Raw genomic sequence first — 21,837 nt, 5'->3', positions numbered from 1 at the left:
TCGAGCTTGTCGATGCGGCCCTTGATAATTTCACTTATTTCGGAAGGATTGAGTTGCTGCATTGCTCTGCTGCCCCTTCAAACTCAAGATTTCAATGCTTCGGCAAGTTTCGCGATTTTGCCGCGAATCGAGCCATCGATAACCAGGTCGCCGGCGCGGATAACGACACCACCTATAAGGGCAGCATCCTCCGCAACTTGCAGGCGCACTTCCCGGTTGAGTCGTGCACTGAGAACCTTGGCGAGTTTGTCTTGCTGTTCTTGGTTCAATGCGAAAGCACTGGTCACTTCAACGTCTACCGACTTCTCTTGTTCGGCCTTGTACAGGTCGAACAGAGCGGCGATCTCCGGCAGAAGCGGGAGACGGTCGTTTTCGGCAACGACATTGATGAAGTTCTGTGCCTTGGCATCAAACTTGTCGCCGCACACGTCAATGAACGTGGCGGCCTTTTCTGCGCTCGTCAGTCGCGGGGCCTTGAGCACGCGCTGCATGGTGTCATCTTGTGACACCGCTGCAGCCAGGCCGAGCATGGCTGACCAATTGGCCAGTTGCTGGTGGGCCTGAGCGTGCTCGAAGGCCGCCTTAGCGTAAGGTCGGGCCAACGTGGTCAGTTCTGCCATGATCGCCCTCGCTTAGATTTCAGCAGCCAGTTGGTTAACCAGCTCTGCGTGCGCGTTTTGATCGATTGTGGCACCCAGGATCTTCTCGGCGCCGCCGACAGCCAGCAAGCCCACTTGGGCACGCAGCTTGTCTTTGACACTGTTCAGTTCCTGTTCGATCTCGGCTTGAGCCTGAACCTTCACACGGTCAGCGTCGATACGGGCTTTTTCAACAGCCTCTTCAACGATCTGGTTACCGCGTTTCTTGGCTTGCTCGATGATTTCAGCTGCCTGAGCTTTCGCTTCGCGCAGTTGCTGACCCGCTTTCTCTTGGGCCAACTCCAGGTCGCGAGCTGCACGGCTGGCAGCGTCCAGACCATCAGCGATCTTCTTTTGACGTTCGTGCAGTGCCGCGATGACCGGAGGCCATACGAACTTCATGCAGAACAGTACAAAAATCAGGAACGCAACGGACTGGCCAATCAGGGTCGCATTAATGTTCACGCCAACACCTCGCAGTTACGTTGTCCATCACACCAAATTACTCGGAAGAATCCGGGTAATTAGCCAGCGATCTGACCAACGAACGGGTTCGCAAAGGTGAAGAACAGAGCGATACCAACACCGATCATGGTTACGGCGTCGAGCAGACCGGCAACGATGAACATTTTAACTTGCAGCATTGGAACCATTTCTGGCTGACGCGCTGCGCCTTCCAGGAACTTGCCGCCCAGCAGGCCGAAACCAATTGCGGTACCCAGTGCGCCCAGGCCGATCAACAGTGCAACAGCGATAGCGGTTAGACCAACTACAGTTTCCATCTTTCCTCCCGACTTTTACGTCGTATGGTTTAGGTTTTTTAGATTAAAGCGGTAAAACAAATCGTTTCAGGTGCCCTGTGAAGAGCCCCTTCCCGTTTGACCGGGAAGGACATCAGACTAGTCGAGACTGGTCTTAATGGTTTTCTTCGTGCGCCATCGACAGGTAGACGATGGTCAGCATCATGAAGATGAACGCCTGCAGTGTGATGATCAGGATGTGGAACACAGCCCACGCCCACTGCAGAACAACGCCCAGGCCGCTCAGCCAGAGCAGGCCGCTGCCGAACATCACAGCGATCAGAATGAACACCAGCTCACCGGCATACATGTTGCCGAACAGACGCAGAGCCAGAGAGATCGGCTTGGCGATCAGGGTCACGAATTCCAGCAGGAAGTTCACCGGGATCAGCAGGGCCTGAACGAAGATGTTCTTGCTGCCGAACGGGTGCAGGGTCAGTTCGCCGATGAAGCCGCCGATGCCCTTGACCTTGATGCTATAGAAAATGATCAGTGCGAAAACCGAGAACGCCATGCCCAGAGTCGCGTTCGGGTCGGTAGTCGACACGGCACGGAACGGGATGTGGTGGTCGCCGGTGATCAGGATGGCCAGCTGAGGAATCCAGTCGACCGGTACCAGGTCGACGGCGTTCATCAGGAACACCCAGACGAAGATGGTCAGTGCCAGCGGTGCAATCACCGGGCTACGGCCATGGAAGCTGTCTTTCACGCTGCCATCGACGAATTCGACCAATACTTCAACGAAGTTCTGCAAAGCACCTGGCTGACCCGAAGTCGCTTTCTTTGCCGCCATGCGGAAAAGGAAAACGAAGATCAGACCCAGCGCGACCGACCAGCCGAGGGTATCGACGTGGAAAGCCCAGAAGCCCATTTCCTTGGCTTCTGCTGCGGTATGGGCAAAGCCCCAGCCGCCGTTAGGTAGCTGACCGAAAGTCAGGTTCTGCAAGTGGTGCTGGATATAGCCCGAAGCGGTTGTTTCTGCCATGGTTGCCTCAAACGCCCTAAGGTCTCGAAAGTCTTGTTCTCATCAGCAGGGGAGCGAACCAGCTGACCGACTGAGTCAGCACGAAAGCGCCGAATACTGCGATCGGCGCCAATGGCTTCACACCTGCAAACACCAGTGCAAACAGCACTGCCGTCAAAATCAGTTTGCCTGCCTCGCCGGCATAAAATGACCGGACGATGGACTGGGCTGCTCGGGCGCCGGAAAACCGAAATGCCTTGTGAGCGAAATAAACATTGGGCAGCAAGGCTATCAGGCCTCCGCAAAGTCCCGAGTATCCGGCAACGACTCCATGCCATTGCCAAAGCGCCAAAGCGGCAATGAGCAAAATGACAAATTGAGCCATCAACACCGGAAAAACCGCCAGGCGATGGAACGGCAGGCGGTTTGGCTTGCGGGTTTCCATCACGTTCGCTCTCCAATGGTCGGCTGCCAGAATTCAATAACTTGGCATAATTTGTGCCGACAAAATGCGCGCAGAGTATAGGGGCGGTTCTGCCCCTATTCAACTGTCAGGTAGTGATTTCCGACTGCGCGCTACATGAGGAAATGTTTCAGCGGATGTGTGCGAGCACACCTTGAAGCTCATCGAGTGAGTTGTAACCAATCACCAGTTGGCCTTTTCCCTTCTTCCCGTGGCGAATCTGCACCGCAGAGCCTAGGCGCTCGGCCAGACGCTGTTCGAGCCGGGCGATATCCGGGTCGGGTCTGGCCGCTTCCACAGGCTCCGGTTTGCCGCTCAACCACTGGCGCACCAGTGCCTCGGTTTGGCGCACAGTCAGGCCGCGTGCGACAACATGTCGCGCCCCTTCCACCTGTTGATTGTCCGGCAGACCGAGCAAAGCACGGGCATGACCCATTTCCAGGTCGCCGTGGGACAGCATGGTCTTGATGACTTCCGGCAGTGCAATAAGTCGCAACAGGTTAGCCACAGTCACGCGGGACTTACCCACAGCCTCGGCAACCTGTTGCTGAGTGAGCTGGAATTCCTGCTGCAGACGCTGCAAGGCGACGGCTTCTTCAATCGGGTTCAGGTCTTCACGCTGGATGTTCTCGATCAGCGCAATGGCGATCGCGGTCTCATCCGGCACATCCCGGACCATCGCCGGGATGGTTTCCTGGCCGGCCTGCTGGCTGGCGCGCCAGCGGCGTTCACCGGCGATGATTTCGAAACGGCCTCCGCCAATCGGACGCACCACGATCGGCTGCATCACGCCTTGCGCCTTGATCGACTGCGCCAGCTCTTCCAGCGCCTGCGGATCCATGTCGCGGCGCGGCTGGTATTTGCCACGCTGCAGCAGGTCCAGCGGCAGGTGTTGCAGCTCACGGGTATCGGCCTGCGCCGCCTGTTCTTCCAGCGCGCTGACGGTCGGACCACTCAGCAGTGCATCCAGTCCACGTCCGAGACCTCGTTTCTTGACGGCCATGGGGATTCCTTAAGTTGGCTGGGCAGCGGCGATGCGTGAATTTTTGCGCTGACGGCGAACCATCTCGCCCGCCAAGGCAAGGTAGGCCAGCGCGCCGCGCGATTGCTTGTCGTAGGCCAGTGCCGGCATCCCGTAGCTCGGCGCTTCGGCCAGGCGAATGTTGCGCGGGATCACCGTGTCGTACAGCTGTTCGCCAAAGTGTTCCTTGAGCTGCGCCGAAACATCGTTCATCAGGCTCAGACGCGGGTCGTACATGGTGCGCAGCAGGCCTTCGACTTTCAGGTTCGGATTGAGCAGTTCGGCGATACGCTTGATGTTATCCACAAGGTCGCTCAAACCTTCGAGAGCAAAGTACTCGCATTGCATGGGGATAATGACCCCATCGGCGGCAACCAATGCGTTCAGGGTGAGCATCGACAGCGACGGCGGGCAGTCGATCAAAATGTAATCGTAGTTCTCACGGATTGGCGCCAGCGCACTGCGCAGACGGCTTTCCTTCATCTGCATTTCCAGCAGCACCACTTCGGCCGCGGTCAGGTCGCGGTTGGCCGGCAGCAGTTGATAACCGCCGTGCTCGGAGTAGTGCATGGCCTGGGCCAGATCGCATTCGCCGATCAGCAGGTCGTAGACCGAGTTTTCCAGGCCATGTTTATCCACACCGCTACCCATGGTGGCGTTGCCCTGTGGATCGAGATCAATCAACAGCACCCGGCGCTTGGTCGCGACCAGGGATGCTGCGAGGTTGATGCAGGTGGTGGTCTTGCCCACACCACCCTTCTGGTTCGCTATCGCGAATACCTTAGCCATTCTTGCTTGTGTTCCCAATCATGCCGTGCGGCGCAGTATCAGCAGATGGCGTTGGCCTTGGCAACCGGGTACGGCCAGGGCGTGTTCGCTATCGAGTTTGAAGTCTGCCGGCAATGCTACCAGCTCATCGGCCGGATGAACGCCCTTCATTGCCAGCCAGCGCGTGTCGGCATCGCCGAGGTGGCGAGTCCAGTTGGTGAAGTTCTCCATGCTGCTGAATGCCCGGGAAATGATCCCGTTAAATGGCTGGGCAGGCTGGAACGCTTCAACGCGACTGTGGATAACTTGCAGGTTATCCAGTTTGAGTTCGAGTTTGACCTGAGTCAGGAAGCGGGTTTTCTTGCCGTTGCTGTCCAGACAGGTGACTTGCGAGTCCGGATACAGGATCGCCAGCGGAATGCCGGGCATGCCGCCGCCACTGCCGACATCGAGCCAGCGGCCGTTTTCGATGAACGACATCACGCTCAGGCTATCGAGCAGATGGCGCGAAACCATTTCGTCGGGATCGCGAACTGCAGTCAGGTTGTAGGCCTGGTTCCATTTGATCAACAGGGCCAGGTAGCCCAGCAACAATTCGTGCTGAGCTGCGCTGAGATTGACACCGAGCTCGCGGGCTCCTGTGGATAACTCTTCGGCGTGTTGCGAAGTGACCTTAGAACTCAAGCGCTTTGCTCCAACTGACGGCCCGCGCCGCGTTTTTTCAAATGAATCATCAACAGCGAAATCGCTGCCGGGGTCACACCCGGGATCCGCGAAGCCTGGCCGAGCGTCTCCGGACGCGTCGCACCGAGCTTGCTCTGGATCTCCTTGGAGAGACCGGAAATGTTGGTGTAATCGATATCCACAGGCAGTTTCGTGTCTTCACTGGCGCGCAGACGGGCGATTTCGTCCTGTTGACGGTCGATGTAACCGGCGTATTTGGTCTTGATTTCAACCTGTTCGGCGACCTGTGGGTCTTCTGCACCGTTGCCGGTCACTTCGACCAGACCAGCGTAGTCGATTTCCGGACGGCTCAAGAGGTTGAGCAAGTTGTATTCGTGAGTCAGCGGCGTGCCGAATTTTTCGGCAATCGCATCGCCCTGCTGCGTGCCCGGGCGAACCCAGGTGCTCTTCAGGCGCTGCTCTTCGAGTTCGATGCTTTCGCGTTTCTTGCAGAAGGCCGCCCAACGCGCGTCATCGACCAGACCCAGTTCGCGACCTTTTTCGGTCAGACGCAGGTCGGCGTTGTCTTCACGCAGGATCAGGCGGTACTCGGCTCGGGAAGTGAACATGCGGTACGGCTCTTGGGTACCGAGAGTGATCAGGTCGTCAACCAGCACGCCGATGTACGCCTCGTCGCGACGCGGGCACCAGGCTTCTTTGCCCTTGGCACGCAGCGCGGCGTTGGCCCCGGCGAGCAAACCTTGCGCACCGGCTTCTTCGTAACCAGTGGTGCCGTTGATCTGGCCAGCAAAGAACAGGCCGCCGATAACTTTGGTTTCCAGGCTGTATTTCAGGTCACGCGGGTCGAAGTAGTCGTACTCGATCGCATACCCCGGACGCACGATGTGCGCGTTTTCCATGCCGCGGATCGATTGCACGATCTGCAATTGCACGTCGAACGGCAAGCTTGTGGATATCCCGTTCGGGTACAGCTCATGGGTGGTCAGGCCTTCCGGCTCGATGAACACCTGATGGCTTTCCTTGTCGGCAAAGCGGTGAATCTTGTCTTCGATCGACGGGCAGTAGCGCGGGCCGATGCCCTCGATTTCACCGGCAGCGGAATACATCGGCGAACGATCGAGGTTCGCCGCGATGATTTCGTGGGTGCGGGCGTTGGTGTGGGTAATCCAGCAACTGACCTGGCGCGGATGCTGTTCCTTGTTGCCCATGAACGACATCACCGGAATCGGCGTATCGCCCGGTTGCTCGGTCATGACCGAGAAATCCACAGACTTGCCATCGATGCGCGGTGGCGTACCGGTTTTCAGGCGACCGACACGCAGCGGCAGTTCACGCAGACGATGTGCCAGGGCAATCGACGGCGGGTCACCGGCACGACCGCCGGAGAAATTCTGCAAACCGATGTGGATAAGTCCACCGAGGAATGTACCAGTGGTCAACACCACGGAATCGGCGAAGAACCGCAGACCCATTTGCGTGACAACACCGCGTACCTGGTCCTGCTCAACGATAAGGTCGTCAGCGGCCTGCTGAAATATCCACAGGTTCGGTTGGTTTTCCAGAATTTCGCGGACAGCGGCCTTGTACAGAATGCGGTCGGCTTGCGCACGGGTCGCCCGTACGGCCGGACCTTTGCGGCTGTTCAATACGCGAAACTGGATGCCGCCCAGATCGGTAGCCATGGCCATCGCGCCGCCGAGGGCGTCGATTTCCTTGACCAGATGGCTTTTGCCAATACCACCGATGGCCGGGTTGCAGCTCATGGCACCGAGGGTTTCCACGTTATGCGTCAGCAACAGGGTTTTTGCCCCCATACGTGCTGAGGCCAGTGCTGCCTCGGTACCGGCATGACCGCCGCCGATGACGATCACTTCAAAACGGGAAGGGAAATCCACCACGCACCTCGTGCCTGCTTAAGTAGGTCATTCAGGAATAGTTTGAGATCAGGTTTCTGAACCTGGTCGACAAGTATAGGGACTTCGCCCTTCCTAAAGAACCCTTTGCACAAAAATTAACCAGCTGTGGAGAACTCGAGGTTAAAAGAATAAAAAAGAGAGAAATTTATAAAACCTTTGTTTTAATGCTTATTCTTACTGAGCGTCATTTCTGTGGATAGATTGCTACAGGCCTTATTATTCAATATGTACAGAGTTTCAAAACCCTGTTATCAGGTGACAATGAGGCCCTTGGATAACCGCTTTAAGCCTGTGGATGAATGGGGTGGTTATCCACAGAGGTAGTTATATCCAGTTTTCAGGCCTTGTTATCAACTGACCTCAGAGGCAGTTATTCACAGGGCTTAATCAACAGAAATCAGGCTGATGAGTGATTGGCGGGCAGCGGAAATCCGTTCAGGAAGAGAGAATCTGCCCGGCATTGGAAAAGGAATCTAGAAATGAGGAGTGCAGACAGGCCGCGAACGGGCCTGTCTGTGGAGAGCAGAAGGGTTATTTACCAATGCAGAAGCTGGAGAAGATCCGGCCAAGCAGGTCATCGGAACTGAATGCCCCGGTGATTTCCCCGAGAGAGTGCTGTGCCTGACGCAAATCTTCGGCCAGCAGCTCGCCGGCACCGGCCAACGTCAGCTGTGCGCGACCATGTTCCAGCGCTGCACTGGCGTGGCGCAGAGCCTCCAGATGTCGGCGACGGGCACTGAAGCTGCTTTCCGAGGTTTGCTCATAGCCCATGCAGGCCTTGAGATGTTCGCGCAGCAATTCCAGACCTTCGCCGGCGGCTTTGGCGCTGAGGCTGATGGTTACGTGGCCATCGTCGCTGACTTCCAAAGCAATCGCTTCAGCTGTCAGGTCAGCCTTGTTGCGAATCAAGGTGACTTTGGCCGGATCTGGCCGGGTTTCGAGGAATTCCGGCCATAGGGCGAACGGGTCTGCAGCTTCCGGCGCGGTGGCATCGACTACCAGCAGCACCCGATCCGCTTCAGTGATCGCTTTCAACGCACGCTCGACGCCGATCTTCTCCACCTGATCATCGGTGTCGCGCAGACCTGCAGTGTCCACCACGTGCAATGGCATGCCGTCGATGTGGATATGTTCGCGCAAGATATCCCGGGTCGTGCCGGCAATTTCAGTCACGATCGCCGCTTCGCGGCCGGCCAGGGCATTCAACAGGCTGGACTTGCCGGCATTCGGACGACCGGCGATCACCACCGTCATGCCATCACGTAACAAGGCACCCTGCCCGGCCTCACGCAGTACGGTGGATAACTCTCCACGTACCTTGTCGAGCATGCTCAGTACGTGGCCATCGGCCAGAAAATCGATTTCCTCTTCCGGGAAATCGATGGCGGCTTCGACGTAGATGCGCAGGCCAATCAGTTGTTCGGTGAGGTTATGCACACGCTGGGAAAACGCCCCCTGCAAGGAGCGCAGTGCATTGCGCGCAGCCTGTGCCGAACTGGCTTCGATCAGGTCGGCGATCGCCTCGGCCTGAGCCAGGTCGAGTTTGTCGTTGAGGAACGCGCGCTCGCTGAATTCACCCGGGCGGGCCAGACGGCAACCCAGTTCCAGGCAACGCTTGAGCAGCATGTCGAGAACGATCGGGCCACCGTGTCCCTGCAGTTCCAGCACGTCTTCGCCGGTGAATGAGTTTGGTCCCGGGAAATAAAGGGCCAAGCCTTCGTCCAGCACCTGCTGATCATCACTGAAAAATGCACCGTAATGCGCGTAACGCGGTTTCAGTTCGCGGCCGCTGATGGCTTTGGCCGCAACACTGGCCAACGGCCCGGAAATACGGACGATGCCGACACCACCACGACCTTGAGCGGTGGCGACGGCGGCGATGGTTTCACGAGGTGCGCTCATAAACCGGAATCCAGACAAAAGTGACAGATAGCAAAACGCCCCACTAGGGGGCGTTTTGAGTGGTGTTATCCACAGTGCAAGTTACGCCTCGGCTTTTTTCGTCGCCGCTTCGATCTTACGCGTGATGTACCACTGTTGTGCAATCGACAGGCAGTTGTTCACAACCCAGTACAGCACCAGACCTGCCGGGAACCACAGGAAGAAGAAGGTGAAGATGATTGGCATCATTTTCATGACCTTCGCCTGCATCGGATCCGGCGGAGTCGGGTTCAACTGCTGCTGGATGAACATGGTTGCGCCCATGATGATCGGCAGAATGAAGAACGGATCCTTGATCGACAGGTCAGTGATCCACAGCATGAACGGTGCCTGGCGCATTTCCACGCTTTCCAGCAGAACCCAATACAGCGAAAGGAAAACCGGCATCTGCACGAGGATCGGCAAGCAGCCGCCCAGCGGGTTGATCTTCTCTTTCTTGTACAGCTCCATCATGGCTTGCGACATTTTCTGCCGGTCATCGCCATGTTGCTCTTTCAGAGCAGCCAGTTTCGGCGCAACGGCGCGCATGCGTGCCATCGATTTGTAGCTGGCAGCCGACAGCGGGAAGAAAATACCCTTGATCAGCATGGTCAGGAAGATGATCGACCAGCCCCAGTTACCGACAATGGCGTGAATATGTTGCAGCAGCCAGAAGATTGGCTGGGCAATGAACCAAAGAATGCCGTAGTCGACAGTCAGTTCCAGACCTGGGGACAACTCTTTCAGCACCGCTTGGCTTTTCGGACCGGCGTACAGCACAGCGCTGGTTTCAACTTTGGCACCCGGTGCAGCGGTCAGAGTAGGACCGGTGTAACCGATGATGTAGTTGCCTTTGCTGTCTTTACGGGTCTGGACGATGTTGTTTTCGCCCTTGGCCGGAATCCACGCGGTCACGAAGTAGTGTTGCAGCCAGGCTACCCAGCCACCGGTGACGGTTTCTTTCAGCTGCGCCTTGTCCATGTCCTTCATGGACACTTTCTTGTACGGCTCCGAACTTGTCCACAGGGCAGCGCCCAGGTAAGTGGCGGTACCCGTAGCGGTTGTGGACGAAGGATCTGCGCTGCTATCGCGCTTCAACTGGGCGAACATCGCGCCGTTCCAGGGCTGAGCGCTCTGGTTATCCACAATGTAGGAAACGGCAACGTCATACAGGCCGCGTTTCAGGGTGAAACGCTTGATGTAATTGACGCCGTCCTTGCTGAACTTCAGGTCCACGACCAGTTGGTCCTGACCGTCAGCCAGTTGATAAGTCTTCTTCTCCGAGGAGTAGACCGGGCGACCAGCCGGATTTGCGTCCGGGCCGTTGGTGCCGATCAGACCGCTTTGCGCCAGATAAACACGCTCGCCGCCGTTATCGAACAGCTGAAACGGAACGTCCGGACGATCCTGACGACGTGGATACAGAGGCAAGGTCAGTTGAGCAACGTCGCCACCTTGTGGATCGATCGCGAGATCGAGCACGTCGGTTTTGACCTGGATCAGATCCTTGCTGGCAGCGACTGGAGTTTCCATAGGTGCGCTGGTATCGCTCGCGGCACGCGGAATATCGTCACTGGCGGAAGCGTTATTGCCAGGAACGGTGTCCGGCAAACCGGATGCAGTCGTACTGGAAGCAACATTCTGAGTCGGCAGGGCAGCCTGGCCATAGTCCTGGTTCCATTTAAGAACCATAACGTAGGACACGATTGCCAGGGCGACGATCAGGATCGTGCGTTTGATATCCATGATTACTCGGCCATCGAAGAAGAACGGGAGGTAGGGATAGGTGGAACCGGGTCATAACCACCGGGATTCCACGGATGACAGCGACCTAAACGACGAAAGGTCAGCCAGCCACCGCGCAGAAGGCCATGATTTTCGATGGCTTCATACGCGTAGCAAGAACAACTGGGGTAGAAACGACAGTGACTGGCCATCAAAGGACTAATGGCGTAGCGATAAAACTGGATCGGAACGAGTGCCAGTTTACGCATCTGGACTGTCTACCCCTACAGTTTCGGTTTTGACTGCTGGAACTGGCTTGTTACGGGCCAGGCGCTTCCAGAGTTTGCCGAAATGCTGAATCAATTCGGGGTTTTCTACGTCGCCCAAACCTTTGCGCGCGACGATAACGATGTCCCAACCGACCAGAGAATCCTGGTGCAGACGGAACGATTCGCGCATCAGACGTTTGAGGCGATTGCGCTCAACGGAGAGCTTTACGCTCTTTTTCCCGATAACCAGTCCGAGACGGGGGTGATCAAGGTCGTTGTTGCGCGCAAGGAGCAGGAGATTTTTCCCCGGAACCTTGCCGGTAGGGGAGTCAAAGACTGCCTTGAAATGCCGGGGGGTAAGCAGACGCTTTTCCCGACTGAAGTCCTGACTCACCTCCAGTGCCGGATTATCAAACTGCCAGACGCGCACGACCTTTGGCGCGGCGACGCGACAGGACGGCACGACCGTTCTTGGTAGCCATGCGAGCACGGAAACCGTGGGTACGAGCGCGTTTGATAGTGCTTGGTTGGAAAGTACGTTTCATGTCGTGTTACCTGGTTCGTCCACAACGGGCCGGAATGGCCCCCGTTTTAAGAGACCGGGGATTCTAGAGAAAGCAAGCCTTCAGGTCAATTTCCAACCAGCGTTTCCTTATAAATAGATCTCTGGAGCTCACGGAACCGGAATCCTGTTTGCCAGACATAAAAATAAAGAAGGGAATTATTTAAAGCTTTTCTGTAAAGCTTGTAAAAGCTAGGGCAGCCATCTTCTGTGGATAACCATCTTCAGCCCTTGTACAGCTTGATGTACAGAGAATGACAACTACAGTGGAAAACCGTGTTCAGCCTGTGCTGCGCTGTCGGATAACCTGTGTGTGGAATGGCCAGTTATCCACAGGCTGGTTATCCACCGAGTTCCACCCCCAGTTGTCCAGTGCCCTCAGAGGTGGTTATCCACAGAGCTTATGCACACACCGTTGGTCGCCTTTTTACCGGTTAACGCATTGATTAATCATGGTCACCACACAACCTGCATGTGGATAAGTGGACGGCTCGCCGCTACAATGGCCGCTTGTTTTTGCCTCACCGGCTTTCAACTTAGGGGATATCCGTGTCAGTGGAACTTTGGCAGCAGTGCGTGGAGCTTTTGCGCGAGGAGCTGCCTGCCCAACAATTCAACACCTGGATCCGTCCACTACAGGTCGAAGCCGAAGGCGACGAGTTGCGCGTCTACGCACCGAACCGTTTTGTGCTGGACTGGGTCAACGAAAAGTACCTCGGTCGCGTCCTTGAACTGCTGGATGAGCACGGCAACGGCATGGCGCCAGCGCTTTCCTTATTAATAGGCAGCAAACGCAGCTCGGCACCGCGTGCCGCGCCGAACGCGCCGTTGGCCGCTGCGCAGGTGTCCCAGGCTCAGGCCAATACCGTGCCGGCCAGTGCACCAGCACCTGCACCAAGTGCAGCCCCGGCCAAGCGCTCGACGCAGAAAACCGAGGAAGTCAGTGAAGAGCCGTCCCGCGACAGCTTTGACCCGATGGCCGGTGCGGCCTCGCAACAGGCGCCGGTTCGCGCCGAACAGCGCACCGTTCAGGTCGAAGGCGCGCTCAAGCACACCAGTTACCTGAACCGCACCTTCACCTTCGAGAATTTCGTCGAAGGCAAGTCCAACCAGCTCGCCCGCGCGGCGGCCTGGCAGGTGGCGGACAATCCCAAGCATGGTTACAACCCGCTGTTCCTTTATGGCGGCGTCGGCCTGGGTAAAACCCACTTGATGCACGCTGTGGGTAACCATCTATTAAAGAAGAACCCGAATGCCAAGGTCGTGTACCTGCATTCCGAGCGCTTCGTGGCCGACATGGTCAAGGCGCTGCAACTGAACGCGATCAACGAGTTCAAGCGTTTCTACCGTTCGGTGGACGCTCTGCTGATCGACGACATTCAGTTCTTCGCCCGCAAAGAGCGTTCCCAGGAAGAGTTTTTCCACACCTTCAACGCCCTGCTTGAAGGTGGCCAGCAGGTCATTCTGACCAGTGACCGCTACCCGAAAGAAATCGAAGGCCTTGAAGAGCGCCTCAAATCCCGCTTTGGCTGGGGCCTGACGGTTGCCGTCGAGCCGCCGGAGCTGGAAACCCGCGTGGCGATCTTGATGAAGAAGGCCGACCAGGCCAAAGTCGAGTTGCCTCACGATGCGGCGTTCTTCATCGCCCAACGAATTCGTTCCAACGTCCGTGAGCTGGAAGGCGCGCTGAAACGCGTGATCGCCCACTCGCACTTCATGGGCCGTGACATCACCATCGAGTTGATTCGCGAATCCCTGAAAGACTTGTTGGCATTGCAGGACAAACTGGTCTCTGTGGATAACATTCAGCGCACCGTCGCCGAGTACTACAAGATCAAGATCTCCGACCTGCTGTCCAAGCGCCGTTCGCGCTCGGTGGCACGTCCGCGTCAGGTGGCCATGGCGCTGTCCAAGGAACTGACCAACCACAGCCTGCCGGAAATCGGCGATGTGTTTGGTGGTCGCGACCACACGACGGTGCTGCACGCCTGCCGCAAGATCAACGAACTTAAGGAATCCGACGCGGACATCCGCGAGGACTACAAGAACCTGCTGCGTACACTGACTACTTGATGAACACCAGCGCAGCTTATTAAGGCAAGGGACTAGACCATGCATTTCACCATTCAACGCGAAGCCCTGTTGAAACCCCTGCAACTGGTCGCAGGCGTCGTCGAGCGCCGACAGACCTTGCCGGTACTGTCCAACGTGCTGTTGGTCGTCGATGGCCAGCAACTGTCGCTGACCGGTACTGACCTGGAAGTCGAGCTGGTCGGTCGCGTGCAACTCGAAGAGCCGGCCGAAACCGGTTCCATTACCGTGCCTGCGCGCAAGCTGATGGATATCTGCAAAAGCCTGCCCAACGACGCGCTGATCGACATCAAGGTCGACGAGCAGAAGCTGGTCGTGAAGGCCGGCCGCAGCCGTTTCACCCTGTCGACCCTGCCGGCCAACGATTTCCCGACGGTTGAAGAAGGCCCGGGTTCGCTGACCTGCAGCCTGGAGCAGAGCAAACTGCGTCGCCTGATTGAACGCACCAGCTTCGCCATGGCCCAGCAGGACGTGCGCTACTACCTCAACGGCATGCTGCTGGAAGTCTCGGCCGGTGTGATCCGCGCCGTGGCAACCGACGGTCACCGTCTGGCCATGTGCTCGATGCAGGCCGATATCGGTCAGCCGGATCGCCATCAGGTGATCGTGCCGCGCAAAGGCATTCTGGAACTGGCGCGTCTGCTCACCGAGCCGGATGGCAACGTCAGCATCGTTCTGGGCCAGCACCACATCCGTGCCACCACCGGCGAATTTACCTTCACCTCGAAGCTGGTCGACGGCAAGTTCCCGGACTACGAGCGCGTTCTGCCGAAGGGTGGCGACAAGCTGGTACTGGGCGATCGTCAGGCTCTGCGTGAAGCGTTCAGCCGTACCGCGATTCTGTCCAACGAGAAGTACCGCGGCATCCGTCTGCAACTGGCCAACGGTCAGTTGAAGATCCAGGCCAACAACCCGGAGCAGGAAGAAGCGGAAGAAGAAGTGGGCGTTGAATACAACGGCGGTTCGCTGGAAATCGGCTTCAACGTGAGCTACCTGCTCGACGTGCTGGGCGTGATGACCACCGAACAGGTTCGCCTGATCCTGTCCGACTCCAACAGCAGTGCGCTGGTGCAAGAGTCAGACAATGACGACTCGGCTTATGTTGTCATGCCGATGCGTCTGTAATCAGCTGATCCTGGATGTCCTTAAGTCGTGTTTCGGTCACCGCGGTGCGCAATCTGCACCCGGTGACCTTCTCCCCCTCTCCCCGCATCAACATTCTTTACGGCGCCAACGGCAGCGGCAAAACCAGTGTTCTGGAAGCCATTCATCTGCTGGGGCTTGCCCGTTCGTTTCGTAGCACGCGGCTGTTACCGGTCATCCAGTACGAGCAACTCGCCTGCACCGTATTCGGTCAGGTCGAATTGGCCGAGGGTGGCCACAGTGCGTTGGGGATATCTCGCGACCGTAAGGGCGAGTTCCAGATCCGTATCGACGGGCAGAACGCCCGCAGCGCCGCACAACTGGCGGAGATCCTGCCGCTGCAGTTGATCAACCCCGACAGCTTCCGCTTGCTCGAAGGCGCGCCGAAGATTCGCCGGCAGTTTCTCGACTGGGGTGTGTTCCACGTCGAACCGCGTTTCATGGCGACCTGGCAGCGTTTGCAGAAGGCCTTGCGCCAGAGAAACTCCTGGCTGCGGCATGGTACACTTGACGCCGTTTCGCAAGCGGTTTGGGACAGGGAACTGTGCCAGGCCAGCGCTGAAATCGATGAATACCGCCGCGCTTACATCAAAGCCTTGAAACCAGTCTTTGAACAAACCTTGAGCGAACTGGTTGAACTTGAGGGTTTGACGCTCAGCTATTACCGAGGCTGGGACAAGGACCGGGAATTGAGTGCCGTACTGGCTGGTTCCGTGCAAAGGGATCAGCAGATGGGTCATACCCAGGCCGGACCACAACGTGCTGATTTGCGTCTTAGATTGGGCGCGCACAATGCCGCGGACATCTTGTCCCGGGGTCAGCAGAAGCTGGTGGTCTGTGCCTTGCGAATTGCCCAGGGGCATCTGGTGAGCCAGGCCCGACGCGGTCAGTGTATTTATCTGGTGGATGACTTGCCGTCCGAGCTGGACGAGAGCCACCGCCGCGCGCTGTGCCGCTTGCTGGAAGACTTACGCTGCCAGGTTTTCATCACCTGTGTAGATCACGAATTATTGAGGGAAGGCTGGCAGACGGAAACGCCAGTCGCTCTGTTCCACGTGGAACAGGGCCGTATCACCCAGACCCACGACCATCGGGAGTGAAGGCATTGAGCGAAGAAAATACGTACGACTCAACGAGCATTAAAGTGCTGAAAGGCCTGGATGCCGTACGCAAACGTCCCGGTATGTACATTGGTGACACCGACGATGGCAGCGGTCTGCACCACATGGTGTTCGAGGTGGTCGACAACTCGATCGACGAAGCCCTCGCCGGCCACTGCGACGACATCAGCATCATCATCCACCCGGATGAGTCCATCACCGTCAAAGACAACGGCCGTGGCATCCCGGTAGACGTGCACAAAGAGGAAGGCGTTTCCGCCGCCGAGGTCATCATGACCGTCCTCCACGCTGGCGGTAAGTTCGACGATAACTCCTACAAGGTATCCGGCGGTCTGCACGGTGTAGGTGTGTCGGTAGTGAACGCCCTGTCCGAAGAGTTGGTACTGACCGTACGCCGCAGCGGCAAGATCTGGGAACAGACCTACGTCCATGGCGTGCCTCAGGCTCCTATGGCAATCGTTGGCGACAGCGAAACCACCGGTACCCAGATCCACTTCAAGGCTTCCAGCGAAACCTTCAAGAACATTCACTTCAGCTGGGACATCCTGGCCAAGCGCATTCGTGAACTGTCCTTCCTCAACTCCGGTGTCGGCATCGTCCTCAAGGATGAGCGCAGCGGCAAGGAAGAGCTGTTCAAGTACGAAGGCGGCCTGCGTGCATTCGTTGAATACCTGAACACCAACAAGACTGCGGTCAACCAGGTGTTCCACTTCAACATCCAGCGTGAAGACGGCATTGGCGTGGAAATCGCCCTGCAGTGGAACGACAGCTTCAACGAGAACCTGTTGTGCTTCACCAACAACATTCCGCAGCGCGACGGCGGTACTCACCTGGTGGGCTTCCGTTCCGCACTGACGCGTAACCTGAACAACTACATCGAGCAGGAAGGTCTGGCGAAGAAGCACAAAGTCGCGACCACCGGTGACGATGCCCGTGAAGGCCTGACCGCGATCATCTCGGTAAAAGTGCCGGATCCGAAGTTCAGCTCGCAGACCAAAGACAAGCTGGTGTCTTCCGAAGTGAAGACCGCGGTCGAGCAGGAGATGGGCAAGTACTTCTCCGACTTCCTGCTGGAAAACCCGAACGAAGCCAAGCTGGTCGTCGGCAAGATGATCGACGCGGCCCGTGCCCGTGAAGCGGCGCGCAAGGCCCGTGAGATGACCCGCCGCAAAGGCGCGCTGGACATCGCCGGCCTGCCGGGCAAGCTCGCTGACTGCCAGGAAAAAGATCCTGCGCTGTCCGAACTGTACCTCGTGGAAGGTGACTCCGCGGGCGGCTCTGCCAAGCAGGGACGTAACCGCAAGACCCAGGCGATCTTGCCGCTGAAGGGCAAGATCCTCAACGTCGAGAAAGCACGCTTCGACAAGATGATCTCGTCCCAGGAAGTGGGCACGCTGATCACCGCGCTCGGCTGCGGTATCGGTCGCGAAGAGTACAACATCGACAAGCTGCGCTATCACAACATCATCATCATGACCGATGCTGACGTCGACGGTTCGCACATCCGTACCCTGCTGCTGACCTTCTTCTTCCGTCAGTTGCCGGAGCTGATCGAGCGCGGCTACATCTACATCGCTCAGCCGCCGCTGTACAAGGTCAAGAAAGGCAAGCAAGAGCAATACATCAAAGACGACGACGCCATGGAAGAGTACATGACGCAGTCGGCCCTGGAAGATGCGAGCCTGCACCTGAACGAAGAGGCCCCGGGCATTTCCGGTGAAGCGCTCGAGCGTCTGGTGAACGACTTCCGCATGGTGATGAAGACCCTCAAACGTCTGTCGCGCCTGTACCCGCAGGAGCTGACCGAGCACTTCATCTACCTGCCGGCCGTGAGCCTGGAAATGCTCGGCGACCACGCCAAGATGCAGGACTGGCTGGCCCAGTACGAAGTGCGTCTGCGCACCGTCGAGAAGTCTGGCCTGGTCTACAAGGCCAGCCTGCGTGAAGACCGTGAACGTGGCGTTTGGCTGCCAGAGGTCGAGCTGATCTCCCACGGCCTGTCGAACTACGTCACCTTCAACCGCGACTTCTTCGGCAGCAACGACTACAAGACCGTCGTCACCCTCGGCGCTCAACTGAGCACCCTGCTCGACGAAGGCGCGTACATCCAGCGTGGCGAGCGCAAGAAAGCGGTCACCGAGTTCAAGGAAGCCCTCGACTGGCTGATGGCCGAAAGCACCAAGCGCCACACCATCCAGCGCTACAAAGGTCTGGGCGAAATGAACCCGGATCAGCTGTGGGAAACCACCATGGACCCAAGCGTGCGCCGCATGTTGAAAGTCACCATCGAAGACGCCATTGGCGCGGATCAGATCTTCAACACCCTGATGGGTGATGCGGTCGAACCTCGCCGTGACTTCATCGAGAGCAATGCGCTGGCGGTTTCGAACCTGGATTTCTGATCCATCTCCCCATCGCTAATGCACGAATAAAAAACCAGCGCTATGCGCTGGTTTTTTTTTCGGTTCTTTTTTTGGATTAAATCCTGCAAATTTTAAGACTATCCCTTCGTTGAGGAGAGACTCTTCCTACATATATCTCGATCGGTTCTATTTATCTTACAGCCGCTTCGCTAACTGCCCTACGGCATAAGTGGAGCGTTGTCAGTGTCTAGAATCGAACAGGGAACTTAGTTATGCCTACACCTGCATATTTAACGATTAATGGTAATCGACAAGGTTTGATCAGTGCCGGGGCTTTTACAGCAGACTCAGTGGGTAATACCTACCAGGAAGGGCACGAAGATCAGATTTTGGTACAGGCTTTCAGCCATCAAATCATCATTCCACGTGACCCTCAATCCGGCCAACCCACCGGTCAGCGGGTGCATAAGCCTCTCATGGTTACCAAGGTTTTCGACAAGGCATCCCCGTTGATATACAGCGCTTTGACCAGTGGCGAAGTCTTGGACAATTGTCATATTGCCTGGTATCGAACTTCCGCTGCAGGTACACAAGAACATTTTTTCAGTATTGAATTGGTAGACGCCGTTATTGTGGAAGTGAACTCCAGAATGCCGAATTGCCAAGATATGAATATGGCGCATTTCACGCAGTTGGAAGACGTACATTTCACGTATCGTAAAATCATCTGGACGCATGAAATTTGCGGCACGACGGGTTCAGATGACTGGCGTGCACCTTTGGTCAACTGACACTCGCTGGCTGCCAGGTATCGACCAGCTTGACTGGTCGATTCACGTTACGACTGCATCGTGGTATCACCAGCTGTTGCAGGCACACTCTCCAACCGATACCCATACCCATAAATCGTCAGCAACTGCCAGCCGCGATCCGCCGTCAGCCCCAGTTTGTTGCGCAGGCGATAGATATGGGTATCCAGCGGTCGTGACGACGCGACTTCTTCGTGGGGCCAGAAGCGTTCGTAAAGATACTCGCGCGACAACGGCCGACCCAGGTTACTGAACAGGCAGCGCGCCAGGCGATATTCACGCTCGGTCATGACCACGGCCTTACCCTCGCGGGTGACGGTCAGTTCAGCATCGTCGAAGGTCAGGTCATTGAAGCTCAGGACTTCGGCAGCGCTACTGCGTTGCTGGCTGTGCCGCCGCAGCACGGCGGCGACTCGGGCTTTCAGCTCGTTGGGGCGGAACGGTTTGCTGACGTAATCGTCGGCCCCGGCGTTCAGCGCCTGGACGATATCGCTCTCGCCGTCGCGGCTGGTCAGCATGATCGCGGCGGGTGGCGACTCCATGTGCTCACGGGTCCAGCGCAGCAGCGCCAAGCCGGTCAGGTCGGGCAGTTGCCAGTCGAGGATCAGCAGGTCAAAGGTGTCCCGGCGCAATTGGCGCAACAGATCCTCGCCCCGTTCAAAACTGTGCAGTGACCAAGGCTGGTCGCCTGCGGCCGCCATCTGCTGCAGGGTTTGCTCGACCCGACGCAGTTCGGCGGGTTCATCGTCCAGTATCGCAACGCGCATACGCGTGGGCTCCTTGTTGCTTGGGCAGTGGCTAGCCACCATAACGGCTTGGCCTGTACGGTGAAAGTAAGCCGTCCGCCGTTGTCGACGTCCGCTATGATTCTTCGGATCTACATCCTCAGACCTGTGGCCCATGAAACCATTCACTGCCCCCCGCCCCGTTTGCCATGAATAACCCGCGCCGGCGTGAAAGCCGCGAGCCGAGTCAGGTCCAGCGTCTGTTTCGGCGGCTGGTGCGCGAGTGGTTGTGGATAAGTCTAGTGCTGTTGCCGCTGACTGCCTTGTTGTCGTATCGCGCGCAGATCAACCTGCACGACGTGGTACCGATGCGGAGCACGCTGCTTTCGGTAGGGCTGGTAGCTTGCGTACTCGGATTGCTGCTGTGGCGCCCGCGCTGGGCGATCTGGGTGACATTGGGCGGTGTAGCTTGCGTGCTGCTGACCAGCGCCGGGCTGGCGGAAACCCGGCACTGGTGGTCACCGACTCCGGCGGCGCTCGGCATGTTGTTCGGCTACCTGATCTGGAACTGGCGGCGCTTGAGTGTGGTGTTGACGTACTTTGGCTGGGAGCTGGCGCGGCTGGACCGCGAGCCGAAAGTGTTCCCCGAACGGCGCCGTGCAAAATTTACCAGCGCAGACCAGTTACAGGGGCAGATCATGGCGCTGGAACAAGCCATGAGCCGCACGCGCGATACCCGGCGCTTCATTGCCGACGGTCTGGAATACCTGCCGGTGGCAACACTGATCAGCGATCCCAAAGGGCAGATCCTGTTGGGTAACCGCAAGGCCCGGGTATTGTTCGATCACCCGCTGGTGGGCGACGACGTTCTTGAGCAATTGGCCCGCCTCGGTTATCCGGAATTATCCACAGCACCACGCCCGGCCTTATCAGCCCTGCCCTTGCTGGAGTTTCGCGATCACAAGGAACGCAGCCTGCGTCTGGAGCGTGCGGCACTGTTGCCGGTAGACGGCGATACGCCGATCGGCTGGCTACTGAGCCTCACCGACCTGAGCGCCGAACGCGCTGCCGAAGAACAGCGCGGGGTCTTGCTGCGGTTTCTTTCCCACGATCTGCGCGCCCCGCACTCGGCGATCCTTGCCCTGCTGGATGTGCACCGTCATCAGGCCGGAGCGGATTCTCCGCTGTTCGAGCAGATCGAGCGTCAGGTACGCCGCGCGCTGGATTTGACCGATGGTTTCGTGTTGCTGGCGCGAGCGGAATCCGAGGCTTATCAGTTCCAGCCCAGTCTGTTCGCGATGCTGGTACTGGACGTGCTGGATCAGGCGCTGCCCATCGCCCAGCAGAAAAACATCAAACTGCTGCACACGATGGATGAACAATCCCAGGAGCGTCTGATCAACGCTGATCAAGGCCTGCTGACCCGCGCCTTGTTCAACCTGTTGGAAAACGCGATCAAGTACAGTCCTGCGGGCACCACGATTCAGTTGCGCGCCAGTTGTCATGGCGAGTGGCTGTGCTGTGAATTGACCGATCAGGGCAAAGGCATCGCCGCCGAGGAACTGCCGGATCTGTTCACTCAATATCGCCGGTTTTCATCGGCGCAGGGCATCGATGGTGTCGGCCTGGGGTTGTCGATGGTCAAGGCCGTGGTCGATCATCATGGCGGCAGTATCGAATGTCACAGCGTCGTTGATCAGGGCACGACGTTCAGACTCCAGTTGCCGTTGATTGCCGAGTGAACAGGCACAAAAAAACCGGCTATATCAGCCGGTTTTTTTACTTCCGAAAAAAACTTATGCACCTTTTACAGTGTTTTATGAGCTTGAGAAATATATAGGTAAATCAATCGGTT

Annotated in this window: 21 protein-coding genes; 6 read left to right on the top strand and 15 right to left on the bottom strand. The window is 57.4% G+C overall.

All coding sequences use genetic code 11. The features are described 5' to 3' along the window. Nucleotides 1-83: 83 nt before the first annotated feature. The 14 genes from CKW11_RS24870 to rpmH all read right to left on the bottom strand — a co-directional run bounded on the left by CKW11_RS24870 (nt 84) and on the right by rpmH (nt 11,713). Nucleotides 84-620, bottom strand: a complete 537-nt coding sequence (locus CKW11_RS24870; protein ID WP_007911956.1) for a F0F1 ATP synthase subunit delta — start codon at nt 618-620, stop codon at nt 84-86. 12 nt (nt 621-632) lie between these two features. Beyond that, a complete protein-coding gene (locus CKW11_RS24865) occupies nt 633-1,103 on the bottom strand; it encodes a F0F1 ATP synthase subunit B (RefSeq protein WP_011336718.1) in 471 nt (156 codons plus the stop codon). A 59-nt stretch (nt 1,104-1,162) separates the two neighbouring features. Further along, on the bottom strand, nt 1,163-1,420 hold the full coding sequence (gene atpE, locus CKW11_RS24860) for a F0F1 ATP synthase subunit C (protein WP_003097235.1): 258 nt from the start codon (nt 1,418-1,420) through the stop codon (nt 1,163-1,165). A gap of 133 nt (nt 1,421-1,553) precedes the next feature. Further along, a complete protein-coding gene (gene atpB, locus CKW11_RS24855; protein ID WP_007960779.1) occupies nt 1,554-2,423 on the bottom strand; it encodes a F0F1 ATP synthase subunit A in 870 nt (289 codons plus the stop codon). A 16-nt stretch (nt 2,424-2,439) separates the two neighbouring features. Next, nucleotides 2,440-2,847, bottom strand: coding sequence for a F0F1 ATP synthase subunit I (locus tag CKW11_RS24850; protein ID WP_003229783.1), 408 nt, complete (start codon nt 2,845-2,847; stop codon nt 2,440-2,442). Nucleotides 2,848-2,995: 148 nt separating this feature from the next. Continuing rightward, entirely contained in the window at nt 2,996-3,868 is an 873-nt protein-coding gene (locus CKW11_RS24845) for a ParB/RepB/Spo0J family partition protein (protein WP_095139795.1), read from the bottom strand. A 9-nt stretch (nt 3,869-3,877) separates the two neighbouring features. After that, a complete protein-coding gene (locus CKW11_RS24840) occupies nt 3,878-4,675 on the bottom strand; it encodes a ParA family protein (protein ID WP_003229787.1) in 798 nt (265 codons plus the stop codon). An 18-nt stretch (nt 4,676-4,693) separates the two neighbouring features. Then, nucleotides 4,694-5,338, bottom strand: coding sequence for a 16S rRNA (guanine(527)-N(7))-methyltransferase RsmG (gene rsmG / locus CKW11_RS24835; RefSeq protein ID WP_003229789.1), 645 nt, complete (start codon nt 5,336-5,338; stop codon nt 4,694-4,696). Beyond that, complete coding sequence (mnmG, locus tag CKW11_RS24830; protein WP_095139794.1) at nt 5,335-7,233, bottom strand: tRNA uridine-5-carboxymethylaminomethyl(34) synthesis enzyme MnmG; 1,899 nt, start codon at nt 7,231-7,233, stop codon at nt 5,335-5,337. Before mnmG ends, rsmG begins: the two co-directional genes overlap by 4 nt. Nucleotides 7,234-7,785: 552 nt before the next feature. Then, nucleotides 7,786-9,156 (bottom strand): tRNA uridine-5-carboxymethylaminomethyl(34) synthesis GTPase MnmE, encoded by a 1,371-nt coding sequence (gene mnmE, locus CKW11_RS24820; RefSeq protein WP_095139793.1) that lies wholly within the window; start codon nt 9,154-9,156, stop codon nt 7,786-7,788. An 81-nt stretch (nt 9,157-9,237) separates the two neighbouring features. Beyond that, on the bottom strand, nt 9,238-10,920 hold the full coding sequence (gene yidC, locus CKW11_RS24815) for a membrane protein insertase YidC (protein ID WP_095139792.1): 1,683 nt from the start codon (nt 10,918-10,920) through the stop codon (nt 9,238-9,240). 2 nt (nt 10,921-10,922) lie between these two features. Next, nucleotides 10,923-11,168: a membrane protein insertion efficiency factor YidD gene (gene yidD, locus CKW11_RS24810; protein WP_010465488.1), complete on the bottom strand. Its 246-nt coding sequence runs from the start codon at nt 11,166-11,168 to the stop codon at nt 10,923-10,925. Beyond that, nucleotides 11,161-11,562 carry a ribonuclease P protein component gene (gene rnpA / locus CKW11_RS24805; RefSeq protein WP_011336726.1) on the bottom strand — a complete coding sequence of 134 codons (402 nt, stop codon included), beginning with the start codon at nt 11,560-11,562 and terminating at the stop codon, nt 11,161-11,163. Before rnpA ends, yidD begins: the two co-directional genes overlap by 8 nt. A gap of 16 nt (nt 11,563-11,578) precedes the next feature. Then, a complete protein-coding gene (gene rpmH, locus CKW11_RS24800) occupies nt 11,579-11,713 on the bottom strand; it encodes a 50S ribosomal protein L34 (protein ID WP_003213577.1) in 135 nt (44 codons plus the stop codon). A gap of 566 nt (nt 11,714-12,279) precedes the next feature. Here rpmH and dnaA point away from each other — a divergent pair. The 5 genes from dnaA (at nt 12,280) to CKW11_RS24775 (ending at nt 19,239) form a co-directional block, all read left to right on the top strand. Next, nucleotides 12,280-13,803 (top strand): chromosomal replication initiator protein DnaA, encoded by a 1,524-nt coding sequence (gene dnaA, locus CKW11_RS24795; protein ID WP_095139791.1) that lies wholly within the window; start codon nt 12,280-12,282, stop codon nt 13,801-13,803. Between the two features lie 39 nt (nt 13,804-13,842). Continuing rightward, the gene (gene dnaN / locus CKW11_RS24790; protein WP_003220202.1) at nt 13,843-14,946 is read left to right on the top strand and encodes a DNA polymerase III subunit beta; all 1,104 of its coding nucleotides are present in this window, start codon (nt 13,843-13,845) and stop codon (nt 14,944-14,946) included. A gap of 14 nt (nt 14,947-14,960) precedes the next feature. Further along, the gene (gene recF, locus CKW11_RS24785) at nt 14,961-16,064 is read left to right on the top strand and encodes a DNA replication/repair protein RecF (RefSeq protein ID WP_095139790.1); all 1,104 of its coding nucleotides are present in this window, start codon (nt 14,961-14,963) and stop codon (nt 16,062-16,064) included. A 5-nt stretch (nt 16,065-16,069) separates the two neighbouring features. Then, nucleotides 16,070-18,487 (top strand): DNA topoisomerase (ATP-hydrolyzing) subunit B, encoded by a 2,418-nt coding sequence (gyrB, locus tag CKW11_RS24780; RefSeq protein WP_007960764.1) that lies wholly within the window; start codon nt 16,070-16,072, stop codon nt 18,485-18,487. A gap of 233 nt (nt 18,488-18,720) precedes the next feature. Next, nucleotides 18,721-19,239: an Hcp family type VI secretion system effector gene (locus CKW11_RS24775; RefSeq protein WP_095139789.1), complete on the top strand. Its 519-nt coding sequence runs from the start codon at nt 18,721-18,723 to the stop codon at nt 19,237-19,239. Between the two features lie 47 nt (nt 19,240-19,286). Here CKW11_RS24775 and CKW11_RS24770 read toward each other — a convergent pair whose 3' ends face one another. Next, entirely contained in the window at nt 19,287-20,024 is a 738-nt protein-coding gene (locus tag CKW11_RS24770; RefSeq protein WP_095139788.1) for a response regulator transcription factor, read from the bottom strand. 167 nt (nt 20,025-20,191) lie between these two features. Between CKW11_RS24770 and CKW11_RS24765 the strand changes: the two genes are divergently transcribed. Beyond that, nucleotides 20,192-21,724, top strand: a complete 1,533-nt coding sequence (locus CKW11_RS24765) for a HAMP domain-containing sensor histidine kinase (protein WP_095139787.1) — start codon at nt 20,192-20,194, stop codon at nt 21,722-21,724. Nucleotides 21,725-21,837: the final 113 nt, after the last annotated feature.

Source organism: Pseudomonas sp. Irchel s3a10 (assembly GCF_900187525.1).
Taxonomy (GTDB): Bacteria; Pseudomonadota; Gammaproteobacteria; order Pseudomonadales; family Pseudomonadaceae; genus Aquipseudomonas; species Aquipseudomonas koreensis_G.
Note: the sequence above shows the minus strand (reverse complement) of the source record. Positions and strands in the feature narration are given on the sequence as shown.